The organism is Pantoea sp. B9002 (assembly GCF_013385945.1).
Taxonomy (GTDB): Bacteria; Pseudomonadota; Gammaproteobacteria; order Enterobacterales; family Enterobacteriaceae; genus Pantoea.
The window spans coordinates 59,679-76,581 of sequence record NZ_JACAPA010000034.1; the positions used below are offsets into that span (position 1 = coordinate 59,679).

Below are 16,903 nucleotides of genomic sequence, written 5' to 3' on the forward strand. Positions count from 1 at the left end.
ATTTCGGCTTCTAGAATGAAACACAATCCAGTGTGAGGAATTCATGATGATCCAAGTCTGCACCGCATGCGGCACATCTTACGATGAGCAACAAAGTAAAATCGAACACTGCAAAATATGTGAAGACGAGCGGCAGTTTGTGCCGGCCAGTGGGCAAAAATGGACTTCACTGAATAGCCTGCAAGCCACGCACTGCAATAAATGGCAGCAGCATGCTAACAACTTGTTTAGCCTGCAAACCGTGCCCAGCTTTGCTATTAATCAACGCGCGTTTTTGCTGCAAACGCCGCACGGCAATATTCTGTGGGATTGCATCGCGAATTTCGATGATGCCACCAAAGCGATTATTACCGCGCTCGGCGGTATTCACGCCATCGCTATTTCGCATCCGCACTATTACAGCACCATGCAGGATTGGGCGGAGGCGTTCGACGCGCCGATCTATCTGCACGTTAACGATAGTGAATGGATTATGCGCTACAGCCCGCATATTCATCTTTGGCGAAATGACGAGCTGGAAATTGTGCCGGGGGTGAAGCTGGTTCGCCTTGGCGGACATTTTGCCGGCGGATGCGTGTTGCATTGGGCGCACGATGACGGCGTGCTGTTGAGCGGCGATATTGTGCAAGTCGCGCCTGGCGCGGATGCGGTGTCATTTATGTGGAGCTATCCAAATATGCTGCCGTTATCGGCGGCGGCAGTCAGCGATATTACGCGTCGGTTGGCGGCACTAAAATTTGCGCGCTTGTACGGCGCATTCGAGCAGCGGGAAATTCTCGCTGATGCGCAGCAGATCGTGATGCAGTCGGGCGAGAAATATATTGCCTGCTTGAAATCCTGAACGAATTGTAGCAAACGCGCTGCAGATGGATGTACAGACGTCTAAACATCCATTATAGTCCGTTCCCTACGTTAAGAGGGAATCTGCGCAATGAAGAAAATTTTACTCACGACTCTGCTGGCTGCATCCGTGGCGCTGCTTAGTGGCTGTAACAAAGACGATGAAAATCAAATCAAAGTGGCCATTAACACCGGACCTGATCAGGCGCTGTGGGATACCGTGAAGCAAGTTGCGCACGACAAATATCAGCTGGATGTCGATGTGGTGGCCTTCAATGATTACGTGCAGCCGAATGAAGCGCTGTTCAACAAAGATGTCGATGCCAACGCCTTCCAGAGCCTGCCTTATCTGGAGATGCAAGCCAAAGAGCGCGGCTACCACTTCGCCGTGGTCACCAACACCTTCGTGTTCCCGATTGCGGGTTACTCGCGCAAGATTAAATCACTTAAAGCGTTGCCAGATGGCGCCACCGTGACCATCTCTAACGAAGCCACCACGCTCGGCCGCAGCCTGCTGCTATTGCAGGCGCAGGGTTTAATCAAAGTGAAACCGGAAGCGGGCCTGCTGCCAACCACGCTGGATATCACCGACAATCCGAAGAAGCTGAAAATTGTTGAGGTGGATACGCCGCAGCTGGCGCGTACGCTGGACGATCCGCAGGTTTATCTGTCGATCATCAACAACAACTTCGCCGCGCTAGTGAATCTCTCCGCCTCGCGTGACGGCATGTTTATGGAAGGCAAAGCCTCGCCTTATGTGAATGCGATTGTGGCGCGTGAAGATAATAAAGACAGCGCCAACGTGCAGAAGCTGAAACAAGCCTTCCAGTCGCAGGAAGTGCTGGATAAAGCTAACGAGATCTACAAGGGCGATATTATTAAAGGCTGGTAATTACCCGTTTAATTAAGCCTATATATGGCGGTGCGCTTAAATGCGCACCCACCAAACCACCGTAGGGTCGCCATTCATGGCGACCGATTTTCCGCTTAACTGACAACATCCATCCTCCCGCTACTCCGCGCGTTAATCAGCTACGCTCAGTTCATAAAATGAGCGCGATATAAAAATGGTGTAAAAATATCGGCGATATGCGTAAAAATGCTGTACGTAAATTCGCCTGCCACTGTTCGCTTTGGTCGCAAACAGGTATGTTCGCCCTCATTAGCCTCAAACCTGATAAACCACAGGAAATCTATGAGTCAAAGTGAAAAACAGTCCTTGCCCGCTGGCATGTTGGCGGCCGCAGGGATCGTGTTTGGGGATATCGGCACCAGCCCGCTTTATACCCTTAAAGAGTGCCTCTCCATTTTGCCTAACGGCGCGATCTCCACCACCGCGGTGATGGGATTTTTGTCGCTGATTTTCTGGGCGTTGACGCTGATCGTGACGCTAAAATACGTCTGCTTCGTGATGCGCGCCGATCATGATGGCGAAGGCGGCGTGTTAACGCTGATGTCACTGGCACGCCAGCATGTCGGGCCGAAAGCGTCGCACATCATTGTATTAGCGGGCTTGATTGGCGGCGCGTTCTTCTATGGCGATGGCGTGATCACGCCGGCGATTTCGGTGCTGTCGGCGATCGAAGGTATCGAAGTGGTGTCACCGGAGCTGGATAAATATGTGGTGCCGCTGGCGGTGGCGATTCTTACGCTGCTGTTTATGATTCAAAAACACGGCACCGAAAAGGTCAGTAAGGTGTTCGGCCCGGTGATGTTTGTCTGGTTTGTGTCGATTGCCCTGTTAGGCATTCGCGGCATTCTGCTCAATCCTGAGGTGCTTTACGCGCTGAATCCCTCTTATGCGCTGACGTTCCTGCTCAGCCACAAAGCGCTGTCGTTTGCCGCGCTGGGCATGGTGGTGCTGGCCGTGACCGGCGCGGAAGCGCTCTACGCCGATATGGGACATCTGGGTAAAGCACCGATTCGCATGGCCTGGCTGGTGATCGCCATGCCCGCGCTGGTGCTCAACTACTTTGGTCAGGGCGCGCTGGTGATTGCCGATGCGCAGGCCATCAATAACCCGTTCTTTAATCTCGCGCCGGGTTGGGGACAGATTCCACTGATTGTGCTGTCAACGCTGGCAACAGTGATCGCCGCGCAGTCGGTGATTACCGGCGTGTATACGCTGACACATCAGGCGATCCGTCAGGGATTCCTGCCGCCGATGCGCATCATCTTCACCTCGCACACTGAATCCGGTCAGATCTATATTCCGGTGGTGAACTGGCTGCTGTTTGTCGCGGTGACGGTGATTGTGCTGGCGTTCCGTCAATCTTCGGCGCTCTCTTCGGCGTACGGCATTGTGGTGACCGGCACCATGGTGATTACCGCTTGTCTGGCGGGCGTGGTAGCGCTGCGTAACTGGAAGTGGCCGCTGCCGGTGGCGCTGGTTTTCCTGCTGTGTATGTTAAGCATTGATGTGCCGTTGTTTAGCGCCAACCTGATGAAACTGCTTTCAGGCGGTTGGGTGCCGGTGCTGCTGGCGCTGAGCATGATGGGATTGATGCTGATTTGGAGCAGCGAGCGTAATCGGCTGATCCGCAAGTTGAATAACGATCCTGAGAGCCTGCAGGCGCTGGTGCGATCGCTGGAAACCAATCCGCCAAGCCGTGTGCCTGGCACCGCAATCTTCCTCTCCCGTAAAGAGCATGAGATTCCGCAGGCGCTGCTGCATAACCTGAAACACAACCGCGTGCTGCATAACCGTGTGGTGCTGCTGCATATCCGCACCACCGATATCCCGCGCGTCTACAACCAGAAACGTCTGAGCATCACACAGCTGTCGCCGTCGTTCTGGCAAGTGACCGCCGCTTACGGCTGGCGCGAAACGCCGTCAATGGCGGAGATCCTGCATCTTTGTGGGCTGGAAGGATTGGGTTGTACCGTCAATGAAGCCTCGTTCTTCACCTCGCACGACACGCTGGTGATGAAGAAGAGAAAAGGTTTAATGCGGGTTAAAGGCGGTATTTTCCATTTCTGCCAGCGCAATGCGCAGCGCGCACATGAGCAATTTAATATCCCGCCGAATCGGGTCATCGAGCTGGGCGGGCAGCGCGAGTTTTAATCTGCCGATGACATAAAACGCAGGTATTGTAGCGGCGCAATTCATTGCGCGATAAATCGCGCCGCTACGGATCAGGCGTTATATTCAACATCCTGTCGACTGTTAGGGTTAACACACTAAATGTAACCAGATGCAAAAACAATCGCGTAAGTTTGAATGAGTTGTGGCTGAATATTTCTTAACATCTAATTAGCAATTAAAGCTAAAACGCTTAACTTGAAAAGGTGTTTATTAACTTCACCGGCAATCATCAACCGTCGTGAACATTTAGGGTTTAAGCGCATTATCAACAATTGAAAGATTCGTAGCTGCGACCATTGGCTCAGCTATTATTTGCGAGGAGTATCGCCATGAAACAATTAATTAATGACGTAATATCTATTTTCACACCGCAATCTGTTAAACCGGTTTTAATTCGCGGCGATTTAACCCATCGCGAACTCTCATCGATTCATCCGGTAGGATTTACTTCGGTAAGCTGGGCGACCTCAATGGAAGAACTGAATGACGCCTTTGTGCAGAAAGCCGTTGCTGCCGGTGCGGTGGGTTATCACATCACCGAAGTGGAATCTCACGAACCGGCGCACGATGGTCAACACGTCATGGCTGCAAAAGCGACTCTTTATCACATTAATAGCAAAGTGGCCTATGGCTAATGTCTATCTTCGTTCTGCTTGAATTTACAGCCTGCCCTTCATCATTGGCAGGCTTTTTTCTGCAAAGTAGTCGGCGAGAAAATCAATAAACACTTTAATGCGCGGCGATTCAGAAGCGCGTTGGGTGTAAACCGCCCAGACATTCGCTTCCTGATACCATTGCGGTAAAACGTGCACCAATTGGTTTTCGCTTAAATACGGCGCCACATCCCAGGCAGAACGCAACGCAATGCCGTGCGACTTTAAGGCCCAGTTCAGAATCACTTTTCCGCTATTCGATGAGTAATGGCTATTCAGGCGACAAACTATTTTATTTTCGCCATCGGTTAACGTCCAATGGCCAAAGGTGTTGTTATTTTCATTAATAATAAGGCAGCTGTGATCGATTAAATCATCCAGCGTCTCCAGCGGACGCGACCGGGCTAAATAATCTGCGGAGGCACAAAGAATACGCCGATTGGCGGCTAATTTTCTGGCTATGTAGGAGTGATTCACATCATCGCCCACCCGAATATCCACGTCAGTGCCTGATTGCAATAAATCAATATCGCGATCGCTGAGCATCAGTTTGATATTCAGTGACGGATGGCGCGTCATAAATTCGGCAATCGCATCGGACAAATAATCCTGACCAAAACCAAATGAGCAGGCCACGGTGAGATCGCCGGTTAATTCGCCGCGCCACTGCTGGAAGTTATTCAGGAAAGAATCCATTTCGTGCACCACTTGCAGCGCGCCTTCCAGCGCCTTTTCGCCTTCTGGCGTCAGGCGCATTACGCGGTTGGTGCGGAAAAATAGCCGGGTTTCCAGCTGCTTTTCGAGGATGGCGATACGCTTGCTGATATAGGATGGCGACTGGCCGAGTTCAATCGCGGCGCGGCCAAAACCTTCATAGCGCGCCACGCTGATAAATACATACAGATCTTCGACCGACGGCCAACCCTCAAGCGGCTTCTGATAACTTTTCCCGGCAAGCAGTATCTTCATAACCATCACAGCGTTAGAGAAATTTAGCCGGTTATAACACAGAATCCAGGAAGGGCTGAAGCTGGCTTAAAAACAGTTCGGGCACTTCCTCATGCGGTGAATGACCGCAAGGTAGTGCGTTGCCTTGAATATGTCGCGCTTTATCCTGCCAGGTTTCCACCACGTTATATAACTGGCCAACCGTGCCCTTTTCTCCCCATAACAGCAGCAGCGGTGATTCAATACGTTTATCGCTGTCTTGCGCATCATCGTCTAGATCAATCGTCGCCGCGGCGCGATAATCCTCGCACACCGCGTGAATCATCTCTTTGTTTTGATAACAGCGCAGGTAATCGTTGAATATAAGCTCTTCGGTGGCACCCGGCGTTTTTAATTGCCCATCAATGTGTTTACGCAGGAATAACGCCGGATCGTGGCCGATCATGGTTTCAGGTAATGGATAAGGTTGAATCAGGAAGAACCACCAGAAATAGCGCGTGGCAAACACTTTGTTGGTTAACGCGTACATGGTTGCGGTCGGCGCAATATCAACAAACACACAGCCGGAGAGTTTTTCCGGGTGATCAAGCGCGAGCCGATGGCCCACGCGCGCACCGCGATCGTGGCCGACAAACGCCACGCGCTCTAAACCCAACGCCTCGATTAACAGGCTGATATCCTGCGCCATCACCCGTTTCGAGTAAGCGCGATGCGTTTCATCACTCGGTGGCTTGTCGCTGTCGCCGTAACCGCGCAGATCCGGCAGGATCACGCGATACTTCTGCGCCAGCTGCGGCGCAATTTTGCGCCACGCCAGATGATTTTGCGGATGTCCGTGCAGCATCAGCAGTGGCGGACCTTCGCCGCCGATGGCGACGCGCAGCGTCACGCCGTTCGCCAGACGCACATCGCTTAGCGTAAAGCCGCTGATAAAGGGTGAATCACCGCGTGGCGTAATCTCACTCATGCTTGTGCATCCTGTTGGATTTGATCGCGTTTTAGCCACGGACGCTGGGCAAAATGCTGCGCTTCAAACTGGGTGATATCGGATTCGTACTGTAACGTCCAGTCCACCGCGCTGCCGCCGCCCAATAACATCTCGCGTTTCAATGCACTGACCGAAAAGGCAATGCGTTGATTATTGAAGAGGATCGCCTGTTGTTCCAGCGACACCGTAATGCGATTACTGGCGGCATCGTTCGCTACCGCGCTCAGGCGCTGATAATCCTCTTCGCTTAACGTCAGCGTCAAAACGCCATTGCGCTGGCAGTTGTCGTCGAAGATGCCGGCAAAACTGGTGCCGATAATGGCGCGGATACCAAGCTGATTAAGTCCCCAAACCGCATGTTCACGGCTGGATCCACAACCGAAATTGGCGCCCACCAGCAAGAAGGCGGCGTTTTCCCAACCGGCTTGATTAAGAATGAAATCGGGATTTGGGCGGCCGTCGGGCAGGAAGCGCAGGTCGAAGAACACACCGCGGTCCAAATCTTTACGATCGATACCTTTGAGAAACTGCTTCGGCATGATCACATCGGTATCAATATTGGCCGCCGGTAATGGCGCGAGCGTGCCAGTAATGTTGTTAAATGCTTCCATCTTAAACCTCTGCAGTCATGAATTTGCGGACATCGACCAGATGACCGGCAATCGCGGCGGCGGCGACCATCGCCGGGCTCATTAAGTGCGTGCGCGCACCCGCGCCCTGGCGGCCAGGGAAATTGCGGTTGGTGCCGGACGCACAGCGATCGCCGGGCGCTAACACATCTTCGTTCATCGCCAGGCACATCGAGCAGCCCGATTGACGCCATTCGAAACCGGCGTTGACGAAAATCGTGGCTAAACCTTCCGCTTCTGCCTGCTGACGCACCTGCGTCGATCCCGGCACGATAATGCCGCGTACGTGCGGCGCGATTTTGTGTCCGTCGATAATGGCGGCGGCAGCGCGCAGATCCTCAATGCGGCCGTTGGTGCAGGAACCAATAAAGGCATGCGTGATGGCGATCTCCGCTAACGGCGTGCCGGGTTCGAGCCCCATATATTTCAGCGCGCTACGCAGCGTCAGCTGTTTCACCGCATCTTTTTCCTGCGCCGGATCGGGCACGCGGCCGGTGATGGCGCTGGCTTGATCCGGGCTGATTCCCCAGGTCACTTTCGGTTCGAGATCGCTGCAATCGATGGCGATACGGCTATCGAAGCGCGCGTCCGCATCGCTGCGTAAATCGCGCCACTCCGCAACGGCCTGCTGCCACAGATCGCCGGTCGGCATTTGCGGTTTGCCGGCGATATAGGCAAACACTTTTTCATCCGGCGCGATAATCGCACCGCGCGCACCGGCTTCCACCGCCATGTTGCAGAGCGTCATGCGCCCTTCCATGCTCAGCGCTTCGATGGCAACACCGGCAAATTCAATGGCAAATCCGGTCGCGCCTGATGCGCCGATCTGCTCGATCAGCGCCATGATGATGTCCTTCGCCGAACACCCAAACGGCAGCTCGCCGCTGACCGTGACCAGCATGGTTTTCAGCGTGCGATAAATCAGGGTTTGCGTCGCCAGCAGATGCTCGATTTCCGAGGTGCCGATACCGAAACCGAGCGCGCCAAACGCGCCGTAAGTGGTGGTATGGCTGTCGCCTGCGGCAATTACCATGCCGGGCATCACCAAACCTTGTTCATGTGCTACCACGTGTTCGATGCCCTGACGCGGGTCCAGCACATCGAACAGTTCGATGCCAAAATGCGCGGCGTTCTGGCGGAAGTAATCGACCTGTAACTGCCCGCCCGCATCGGTCATCGCCTCATCACGCTCGGGTCGCGTCGGGTTAACGTGATCGACATTGAGCAAAATGGTGCCCGGATTGCGCACCGGACGCTGGTGATCGCGCAGGCCGCTAAACGCCTGCGGGCTGGTGTACTCATTCAGAATCGAGCGATCGATATAGAGCAGCACATGCCCTTCATCATCTAACTTACGAACCACATGCTGATCGATCAGTTTTTCATACAGTGTTTTGTTAGCCATGCCGTTGCCCACGCGAAAAGTAAAACAAGTCATTAGTGACGTTAGGGTAAACCAGTTTGTGCGCGGGGAATGAACACGCTCCGTGAAGTGATGTTTTATGAAATGTGCATCAGGTGAATCGGTCGCCATAAATGACGAAAATATCGCGCACGCATTGTAGCGGCGCAATTTATTGCGCGATGAATCGCGCCGCTACGGAATGTGCGTAAAATAGCAGGTGTTTCATTTGACCTAAGTCGCGTCTCCCGATATAAAGAATAACCGCGCAGCTTAAGCGGTTTATCCCCGACTTATTTCCTCTTCTGCCTATATTTCACGCTATTTTCTGTTTCGTAAGTTAATTAATTAACACCAATACTTTATTAACTAAAAACAAGTTAATCATTTCGTAACAATCTCTTAATGTGCAAACCGAATTTTTAACGTTCACCTGCATTGCATAATAAGTAGGACTGGAATGACTCACACCAAAAAGATCGTGTCTGCCCTATCGCTGGCAGCGCTGCTTGTCTCTTCTGCGGTACGCGCTGAAGACGCACCAGAAAAAACTGACGTGCTGCTGATTGGCGGCGGCATCATGAGCGCCTCGCTCGGCACCTGGCTGCAAGAGCTGCAACCGGGCTGGAAACAGCTGATGGTTGAGAAGCTGGACGGCGTCGCGCTGGAATCGTCCAACGGCTGGAACAACGCCGGTACGGGTCACTCTGCTAACATGGAGCTGAACTACACGCCTGAGCGTGCAGACGGTTCAATCGACGTTAGCAAAGCGCTGGAAATCAACGAATCCTTCATGATTTCGCGTCAGTTCTGGACGTCGCAGGTGCAGCGCGGTGTGTTGCACGATCCGCACTCCTTCATTAACTCTACGCCGCACATGAGCTTCGTCTGGGGCGACAAAAACGTCGAGTACCTGACCAAGCGTTACGATGCGCTGCAGAAAACCACCCTGTTCCAGGGCATGAAATTCTCTACCGATCATCAGCAGATCCAGCAATGGGCACCGCTGGTGATGGAAGGTCGTGACCCGAATCAGAAAGTCGCGGCAACCTGGACGCCAGTCGGCACCGATGTTAACTACGGTGAAATCACCCGTCAGCTGATCGGTAGCCTGAAGAAAGATCAGAACTTCAAGCTGGAAACTTCGTCTGAAGTCACTGATTTCAAGCGTAACGGCGACAACTCGTGGCACGTCACCATCAAAGATGTGAAGAGCGGCGATAAGCGTTCAGTTGATGCGAAATACGTGTTTATAGGTGCAGGCGGCGGCGCGATCAAGCTGCTGCAGAAAACTGGCATTCCGGAAGCGGACAACTACGGCGGCTTCCCGGTCGGCGGTTCGTTCCTGATGACCGAGAACCCAGAGATCGCTAACCGTCACCTGGAAAAAGTGTACGGTCAGGCTTCTGTCGGTGCGCCACCAATGTCAGTTCCACACATCGATTCACGTACCCTCGACGGTAAGAAAGTGGTGCTGTTTGGACCTTTCGCCACCTTCTCCACCAAATACCTGAAAAACGGTTCGCTGTTCGATCTGCTGAGCGCGACCACCACCAGCAACATCATGCCGATGACGCATGTCGGCATCGACAACTTCGATCTTGTGAAATACCTGATTGGTCAGGTGATGCTGAATGACGACGACCGTTTCGCTGCGCTGAAAGAGTACTATCCGAACGCACGTAAGGAAGACTGGAAACTGATTCAGGCGGGTCAACGTGTGCAGATCATCAAGAAAGATGCCGAAAAAGGTGGCTTGCTGAAACTGGGTACCGAAATCGTGACCGATCAGCAGAAAACCCTGGCGGCATTGCTGGGCGCATCTCCCGGCGCATCGACTGCTGCACCTATTACGCTCGACGTGATGAAGAAGCTGTTCCCAGAGCAGTTCGCTTCGCCAGAGTGGCAGCAGAAGATCCGCGCTATCGTGCCAAGCTTCGGCCAAAAGCTGAACGGCAACACCGCGCTGACGCAGCAAGTTTGGGATAACACCGCAGCCACGCTGCTGTTGACCAAGCCGCCGGTCATCAACATGGGTGACCAGACTGTTGCGCCAACGCAGGCTAAACCGCGTACCGAATCAGGCAAACAGGATATGGCGCTGTAATTCCCGCCAGAAGTGAACCAAGCCGGACAATGTCCGGCTTTTTTTATGCCTTAATCTGCAGAATTAGTTTACTTGCGTGACAATTGTTACCGCAGATGTATGACGCGTTTACCCGCACCTTAAGCAAGTGGTATAACTCCCCTTCTTCAGCTAACTCTCAGATAAGGATATAAAATGTTTGCAAAGCAGTATGAGGTTGATGAAAAGCATATCGATTTTCAGGGCGTGGTCGATGGCCTCTATTATCCGTTTTATATGGAGTGGACGCGCCACGCTTACATGCGTGAAGCCTTGGGTATCGATATTGAAGAAGAGTTTAAACAGGGCAAAATTTACATGGTGCTGGAGTATTCGCTGCGCTTTCGTAAGAGCCTGGTGAAAGGTGACAAAGTTGAAGTGACCTGCGTGCTGGCGAAGAATGAGAAGCGTAATCGCGTCAATTTTGTGCAGCAGATTCTGGTCAATGGCGTGGTTTATGCCGATGCCACTTTTGTTGCAACCTGCCTGCAAAATGGACGTCCTTCCATGCCTGATGCAGTGGTGAATGCGTTAGCGGAAGCGTGATGCGGTTTTGGTGTTGGTGTTGGTCGCCATGAATGGCGACCCTACGGTTATTTTGAAATATTTGTAGGGTCGCCATTCATGGCGACCGCTGGGCGAAATAAACATTTTATGCGGTTCATTTAGCAACCCGTTGCTTAAATGCCAATTGTCTGTAACGTCTTCAATTTCCTCAATTGATAACCAACGAGTCGAATAAATGAGCAACATCACCGCTTCTTCCCTTTCTTATCAGGTTGGCAACGACAGTTTCGAAGGATATTTAGTTTTCGCTGCAGATCATCACGCACCGCAGCCGGGCATTTTGGTAGCGCCAAACTGGATGGGTGCCACTGAGGATGCGGTTGCGCAGGCCAAAACCATTGCCGCCAACGGTTATGTGGTGCTGGTGGCGGATTTGTACGGTCAGGGGCAACGTCCAACATCCGGCGATGAAGCTGGCGCGATGATGATGGCGGTGAAAGATAAACCTGCCGAAGTGCAACGCATGCAGGCAGCGCTGGCGGCACTGCGCACGCAAACTCTCGCGGTGGTCGACACCGCAAATGTAGCGGCAATCGGTTTCTGCTTCGGTGGACACTGCGCCCTCGAGTTAGCGCGCAGCGGTGCGGATATCAAAGCCGCCGTCTCTTTCCACGGCACGCTGGATACCACCGGCGCTTATGCGGGCAACACCATCAACGCCTCGCTGCTGGTGCTGGATGGCGCCGCCGATCCGTTGGTGCCACGTGAACAGCTGGCCGCATTCGCCAGTGAGATGAACAGCAAAGGCGTGGATTGGCAGATAGCGAGCTTTGCCGGTGCGGTGCACTCCTTCACCGATCCGAAAGCCAATAACGAAGGCGTTGCACAGTATCATCCGCAAGTAACCAAACGTGCGTTCAAGCGTATGTATCAGTTGCTGGACGAAGTGTTTTAATCATGAAATGCGCGGGATATTTATCCCGCGCAGAATAGCTTTATGTCCCAACCAACTCAGGCATAAAGTTCGGCTTTACCCACTGATGAGAACAACCGCATCTTGTGCGCGACCACCTCTTTGGCAGCGGCAATCGGTTTCAGGAACAATTCACTCGGCTCATGCCCACCGCGCTTAATCTCATCTTCCAGCATGACAAAAAAGGCTTTCTTCATATCGCTGGAAATATTGATTTTACTGACGCCATGTTGAATAGCTTCGGCCACTTCGCTGTCTTTATTTCCGGAGCCACCATGCAGTACCAGCGGAATATCCACTCGCGCAGCAATCTCTTTCAAACGTGGAATATCCAGTTTCGGTTGTTTACCGGCCGGATATAATCCGTGCGATGTACCAATCGCCACCGCTAAGGTATCGACGCCGGTCTCTTTAACAAAACGTTCCGCCTGAACGGGATCGGTAAAGAGGATTTCGCTGTGCCCGCCCTCCGCGCTCCCTTCCGCTACGCCAATGGTGCCTAATTCCGCTTCCACCGACACATCCGCAGCGTGGGCGATTTCCGTCATTTTACGCGTCAGCGCAATATTCTCTTCAAATGGCAGTAAGGACGCATCAATCATTACCGAGGTGTAGCCGGTTTGAATGGCCTTAATATTATGCTCCAGCGATTGACCGTGATCCTGATGAATCACCACCGGCACACTGGCTTTGGCACCTAATTCACGCAGATAAACAATAAACGCGTCACCAACGAAATCATGTTCCACCGGATGCACTTCCAAAATAACCGGAGAGTTAAGTTCTTCTGCCACTTCTATCACCAGGCGAGCAAACTCAGCGGAGGCGATATTAAAAGCGCCAACGCCAAACTTATTATTCTTAGCCACGCTCAAAAGATTCTTCATGTTGATTAACATCATTCACTCCTTCGGTAAGGGTTTCATTTACGTCTTTCTTAATAAATCGCAGGATCACCGCGGTGAATACCGCACCCGCCGCGATGGCAAACAGATAAGCCAGCACATGTGTAATCACATTGGGAATAAACAGCACAAATACGCCGCCGTGCGGTGCGCGTGATGCGCAACCTAGCGCCATGGAGAGCGCACCCGCCAAACCTGAACCGGCACAAATTGCGGGAATGACACGTAGCGGATCGGAAACCGCATAGGGAATTGCGCCTTCGGTGATAAATGACAGCCCTAATACATAGGTGACTTTGCCGGTTTCGCGTTCTTGTGCAGTGAACTTGCGGCCAAAGAAGGTGGTAGCCAGTGCAATACCTAACGGTGGAACCATGCCAGCTGCCATACAGGCCGCAATAGGTTCATAAATCCCGGTGGACATTAATCCGATGGCGAACATACATACGGTTTTATTTAATGGTCCGCCCATATCAAAGGCGACCATGACGCCAATCATCAGCCCCATAATGGCGGCATTCATATTGCCCATGCTTTGCAGGAAAGAGGTTAATGCTTCCAGCAACATTCTGATGGGCTGGCCGATAACTAAGATCATTAACGCGCCGGTTAATAACACCGTCAGCAGGGGCACAATCAAAATGGGTTTTAAACCCGCAATCGCCTTGGGCAGCTGGATATATTTCACCACCAACAGCGTGATATATCCGGCGAGGAAGCCGGCAAACAGCGCGCCGAGGAAACCGGCACCGGTATGAACCGCAAGCATGCCGCCAACCGCGCCAGATACAATACCCAGATTGCCGCTGATCGATTTACTGATGCCAAGCGAAAGTATCGGCAACATCAAGGCAAAGGCCGCTCCGCCGCCGATATCAGACAACATTTTTGCAATCGGACTGAAATTCGCATCGCCCGGCGTCGCGGCAGTAATACCAAAGGAAAAGCTGAGGGCAATTAATATGCCTCCGGCTATCACAAATGGAATCATCAGATTCACGCCAGTGATGAGATGAATATAGAGCTGCGACAAGGTGGATTTTCCGCTGGCCTGCGTGTCGTGTTCCTCTCTGTTTAACGTTTCACTGTTGCTGCTTATCTCCGGTTTGAGCGCGCCGCTCATAATATTGCTTAATAATCCGCTGGCGTCTTTCGCTGCACGCGCCACCGGCACTTTGAAGATGCGTTTTCCTTTAAATCGGCGGAGATCGATGACTTTATCCGCAGCGATTAATACGGCATCCGCCTGGCTAATATCATCCTGAGTGAAGTGATATTCACTCTCCACCGCGCCGTGGGTTTCAACCACAATATCGATGCCCATCTTCGCTGCACTTTTTTTCAGATTCGCTTCTGCAATGTAAGTGTGGGCGACGCCTGTCGGACAGGCGGTAATAGCGATCAGTTTCATTATAAACTCCAGGTAAAAAGTTTATACTCCGGTATTATTGACGATTAACCGATATAACTCTTCGTTAGTTTTGGCATTAATTAATCGTTCAACAATTTCATCATCACCCAATGCGACAGAGACACGGGCTAAAACTTTAATATGACCAATGCCGCTGTCGGCATTACGTACCGCAAATAAAATCACCAGTTTTACGGCTACGTCCTCTTCGGTTTCCCAGTCAACCGGCGTGCGTAAATTAGCCACCGCCATGCGGGTTTCATTCACTGCCACTGATTTACCGTGCGGAATCGCCACCTGATTATCAAAACCGGTTGGCCCCAACGCTTCGCGCGCAATCACATCCTGAATAAATAAGGCTTTATCGTTGATGATATTCTCTGCATACAGCAGCGAAGATAGCGTTTCAATCACCTCAAGTTTATTACTCGCCACTAAATCGGTAACCACGCATGAGCGGGTTAAAATATCTGACACTATCACTTTATCCAGCATGATGTTTCTCCTTCATATTTTCATCAGAAAAAAGTCTTTCTGAAACTCTCGCAATATCTTTCTTAGAGAAAATTGCTGAGACATAGGCAACCGGTAATTCAACCTCTTCTAACTTGATAGTTGAGATAATTAAATCGCACTCTTTCACTTCGAGTGTGTTTGAAAGCTGGCTGCCGGGCACGATGGCAATAATTTCCCACTCGGGAAATGCACGATTGATGCGACTGGATAACAACTGCGATGTCCCTACGCCACTGGAACACACAATGATGATTTTCTTCGCAGCACGGAATTTATCCAGCGCGGTTTGGAGATAAATCGTCAGATAGGCCACCTCATCATCCGAAATATCCGCATAACCGTATTTTTGATTGATACGGTCGGCGGCCTTCTTCACCGCATGAAAAGCGCTGCTCAGTTCACTTTTAATTTCATCCAGCAACGGGTTATGGATGGCGATGCCATAAGCGAGTCGGTTGAGCATCGGCTTAATATGCTGAGCCAAATCGTGGCGCAGTTTTTTATCGAGGCTAAGGTCGAGGCCTAAATCTTCGGATGATTCACGAATCAGTCCATCGGCGTAGCGATCGGCTTCGCTATTCAGCGGTAACGGAAGGCTATCAATTGGCGTCAGCGTATGGCGGCCTGAGGAAATCAGATATTGGTAGATATAACTCACTTCAATCGTCGGTAAGATAATTCGGTACTCATCCTGCAACCAGCTAACGGCTTTCTCCGCAATCGCCCACTCTTTGCCATCATAGCGCGTATAGGTTTGCACCTCCGCATGCGCCGCAAGACCTGCCGCGCGTCGAATCGTCACCAGCAGATGCGAAAAGAGATTAGTGTAATAAGGCTCGCTGATTGCACAGGTTAATTCATCTTCAATCAAAGCAATTAACGAGATGCAATTATCCACATTCACCTTGCCAAATTGATCGACTAATTTGGTTCGGGAGAAACGATCAATGCGGCTATCCGCCGTTTGATAATGATTTAATACGCTGACGGTGATGATCTCTTTCAACGCCATGCGTATATCCAGATCGTTACCGTGGATATAGGTGCCTGAATGGTCGCGAATCAGCACCAAAGAGAATGTTGCCAGCCAGGCTTCAACCTTCTTTAAATCCTCCACGATAGAAGATCGGCTGACAAAGAATTTCTCTGATAGCGCGCTGAGAGATAATGGCGCGGGTGATTGCGTCAGCAAATCGGTAGTAATGCCGACTAAACGTTTAGTCCCCAATATTTCGTGCTGCTGTTCGCTGACCGGTAATGCGCTGCGCGAGAAAACGGAACCGCCATCAAAGCGCAAACCCAACCCCGGCTTGCTGATAATGCGACGTTGATTGTCGGAACAAAACTCATTGATAACATCAATATCTCTTCGCAATGTACTGACAGAAATGTCGAGAGCTTCAGCGACCCGATTCGCCGGAACCCAATCATTCTCCGCGGTCAGAAAATCAATAATGCCGCTTTGTCGTTGGTTCAGTGCTGTCATTCTTGACGACCTTGGTTGTTTTTCACCGTTACCTACCATGGATACGGTTATACGAGAGATAAGTAACGAGGAAAATACTAAATGATGGGCAGAAGATGGACATATCATTGAACACTTAAATTTGCCTGATTTAGACGGCAAGTGTTTTAAAGCGAGGTGATTATATTGCGGCCTGGATTAAAGCCATGTCAGGTTGACAGAGTTATCATTTTTTATAAAAACATCACGCAATAAATTTCTCAGCGTCAAAAGTGTGATGTATATCGAAGTGGAAATGAAATTAACGACTACTTTCGGCCAAAAAGAACCACTAGCTTAAAATTTATTAATGATAATACGTCGACAAAGCGAGAGATGATTTCAAATATTGGTGCAGGTGATCAGAGGAAGCTGTCTCTTGATCACCGGACCAAGAGACAGATAAAGCGGGAGAAC

General features: G+C 51.4%; 15 protein-coding genes. 7 read left to right on the forward strand and 8 right to left on the reverse strand.

Annotated features, from left to right (window positions below; translation table 11 throughout):
* Positions 1–46: 46 nt before the first annotated feature.
* From HX773_RS16925 to HX773_RS16940, 4 genes are all read left to right on the forward strand, one after another.
* Positions 47–841 carry an MBL fold metallo-hydrolase gene (locus HX773_RS16925; RefSeq protein WP_176972490.1) on the forward strand — a complete coding sequence of 265 codons (795 nt, stop codon included), beginning with the start codon at positions 47–49 and terminating at the stop codon, positions 839–841.
* Positions 842–931: 90 nt separating this feature from the next.
* Positions 932–1,732 (forward strand): MetQ/NlpA family ABC transporter substrate-binding protein, encoded by an 801-nt coding sequence (locus tag HX773_RS16930; RefSeq protein WP_176972491.1) that lies wholly within the window; start codon positions 932–934, stop codon positions 1,730–1,732.
* A 303-nt stretch (positions 1,733–2,035) separates the two neighbouring features.
* Positions 2,036–3,904: a low affinity potassium transporter Kup gene (gene kup / locus HX773_RS16935; protein ID WP_176972492.1), complete on the forward strand. Its 1,869-nt coding sequence runs from the start codon at positions 2,036–2,038 to the stop codon at positions 3,902–3,904.
* Between the two features lie 350 nt (positions 3,905–4,254).
* Entirely contained in the window at positions 4,255–4,560 is a 306-nt protein-coding gene (locus HX773_RS16940) for a DUF1471 domain-containing protein (protein ID WP_176972493.1), read from the forward strand.
* A 24-nt stretch (positions 4,561–4,584) separates the two neighbouring features.
* Here HX773_RS16940 and HX773_RS16945 read toward each other — a convergent pair whose 3' ends face one another.
* The 4 genes from HX773_RS16945 to leuC are packed head-to-tail and all read right to left on the reverse strand — an operon-like array spanning position 4,585 to position 8,548.
* Positions 4,585–5,547 carry a LysR substrate-binding domain-containing protein gene (locus HX773_RS16945; RefSeq protein WP_176972494.1) on the reverse strand — a complete coding sequence of 321 codons (963 nt, stop codon included), beginning with the start codon at positions 5,545–5,547 and terminating at the stop codon, positions 4,585–4,587.
* Positions 5,548–5,578: 31 nt separating this feature from the next.
* Positions 5,579–6,493 (reverse strand): alpha/beta fold hydrolase, encoded by a 915-nt coding sequence (locus HX773_RS16950; RefSeq protein WP_176972495.1) that lies wholly within the window; start codon positions 6,491–6,493, stop codon positions 5,579–5,581.
* Positions 6,490–7,125 (reverse strand): 3-isopropylmalate dehydratase small subunit, encoded by a 636-nt coding sequence (leuD, locus tag HX773_RS16955; RefSeq protein WP_176972496.1) that lies wholly within the window; start codon positions 7,123–7,125, stop codon positions 6,490–6,492. Before leuD ends, HX773_RS16950 begins: the two co-directional genes overlap by 4 nt.
* A 1-nt stretch (position 7,126) precedes the next feature.
* Complete coding sequence (gene leuC, locus HX773_RS16960; RefSeq protein WP_176972497.1) at positions 7,127–8,548, reverse strand: 3-isopropylmalate dehydratase large subunit; 1,422 nt, start codon at positions 8,546–8,548, stop codon at positions 7,127–7,129.
* A 457-nt stretch (positions 8,549–9,005) separates the two neighbouring features.
* Here leuC and mqo point away from each other — a divergent pair, with 457 nt between their 5' ends.
* The 3 genes from mqo to HX773_RS16975 all read left to right on the forward strand — a co-directional run bounded on the left by mqo (position 9,006) and on the right by HX773_RS16975 (position 12,132).
* Positions 9,006–10,652, forward strand: coding sequence for a malate dehydrogenase (quinone) (mqo, locus tag HX773_RS16965; protein WP_110866851.1), 1,647 nt, complete (start codon positions 9,006–9,008; stop codon positions 10,650–10,652).
* A gap of 174 nt (positions 10,653–10,826) precedes the next feature.
* On the forward strand, positions 10,827–11,216 hold the full coding sequence (locus HX773_RS16970) for a thioesterase family protein (RefSeq protein WP_176972498.1): 390 nt from the start codon (positions 10,827–10,829) through the stop codon (positions 11,214–11,216).
* Between the two features lie 196 nt (positions 11,217–11,412).
* Positions 11,413–12,132, forward strand: a complete 720-nt coding sequence (locus tag HX773_RS16975) for a dienelactone hydrolase family protein (protein ID WP_176972499.1) — start codon at positions 11,413–11,415, stop codon at positions 12,130–12,132.
* 56 nt (positions 12,133–12,188) lie between these two features.
* On the opposite strand, the gene HX773_RS16980 is transcribed toward HX773_RS16975, so the two are convergent.
* The 4 genes from HX773_RS16980 to HX773_RS16995 are packed head-to-tail and all read right to left on the reverse strand — an operon-like array spanning position 12,189 to position 16,468.
* Positions 12,189–13,049 (reverse strand): ketose-bisphosphate aldolase, encoded by an 861-nt coding sequence (locus tag HX773_RS16980; RefSeq protein ID WP_176972500.1) that lies wholly within the window; start codon positions 13,047–13,049, stop codon positions 12,189–12,191.
* The gene (locus tag HX773_RS16985; protein WP_176972501.1) at positions 13,012–14,466 is read right to left on the reverse strand and encodes a PTS fructose transporter subunit IIC; all 1,455 of its coding nucleotides are present in this window, start codon (positions 14,464–14,466) and stop codon (positions 13,012–13,014) included. Before HX773_RS16985 ends, HX773_RS16980 begins: the two co-directional genes overlap by 38 nt.
* A gap of 21 nt (positions 14,467–14,487) precedes the next feature.
* Positions 14,488–14,961 carry a PTS sugar transporter subunit IIA gene (locus HX773_RS16990; protein WP_176972502.1) on the reverse strand — a complete coding sequence of 158 codons (474 nt, stop codon included), beginning with the start codon at positions 14,959–14,961 and terminating at the stop codon, positions 14,488–14,490.
* Complete coding sequence (locus HX773_RS16995) at positions 14,951–16,468, reverse strand: transcription antiterminator (protein ID WP_176972503.1); 1,518 nt, start codon at positions 16,466–16,468, stop codon at positions 14,951–14,953. The genes HX773_RS16990 and HX773_RS16995 overlap by 11 nt, the downstream gene beginning before the upstream one ends.
* Positions 16,469–16,903: the final 435 nt, after the last annotated feature.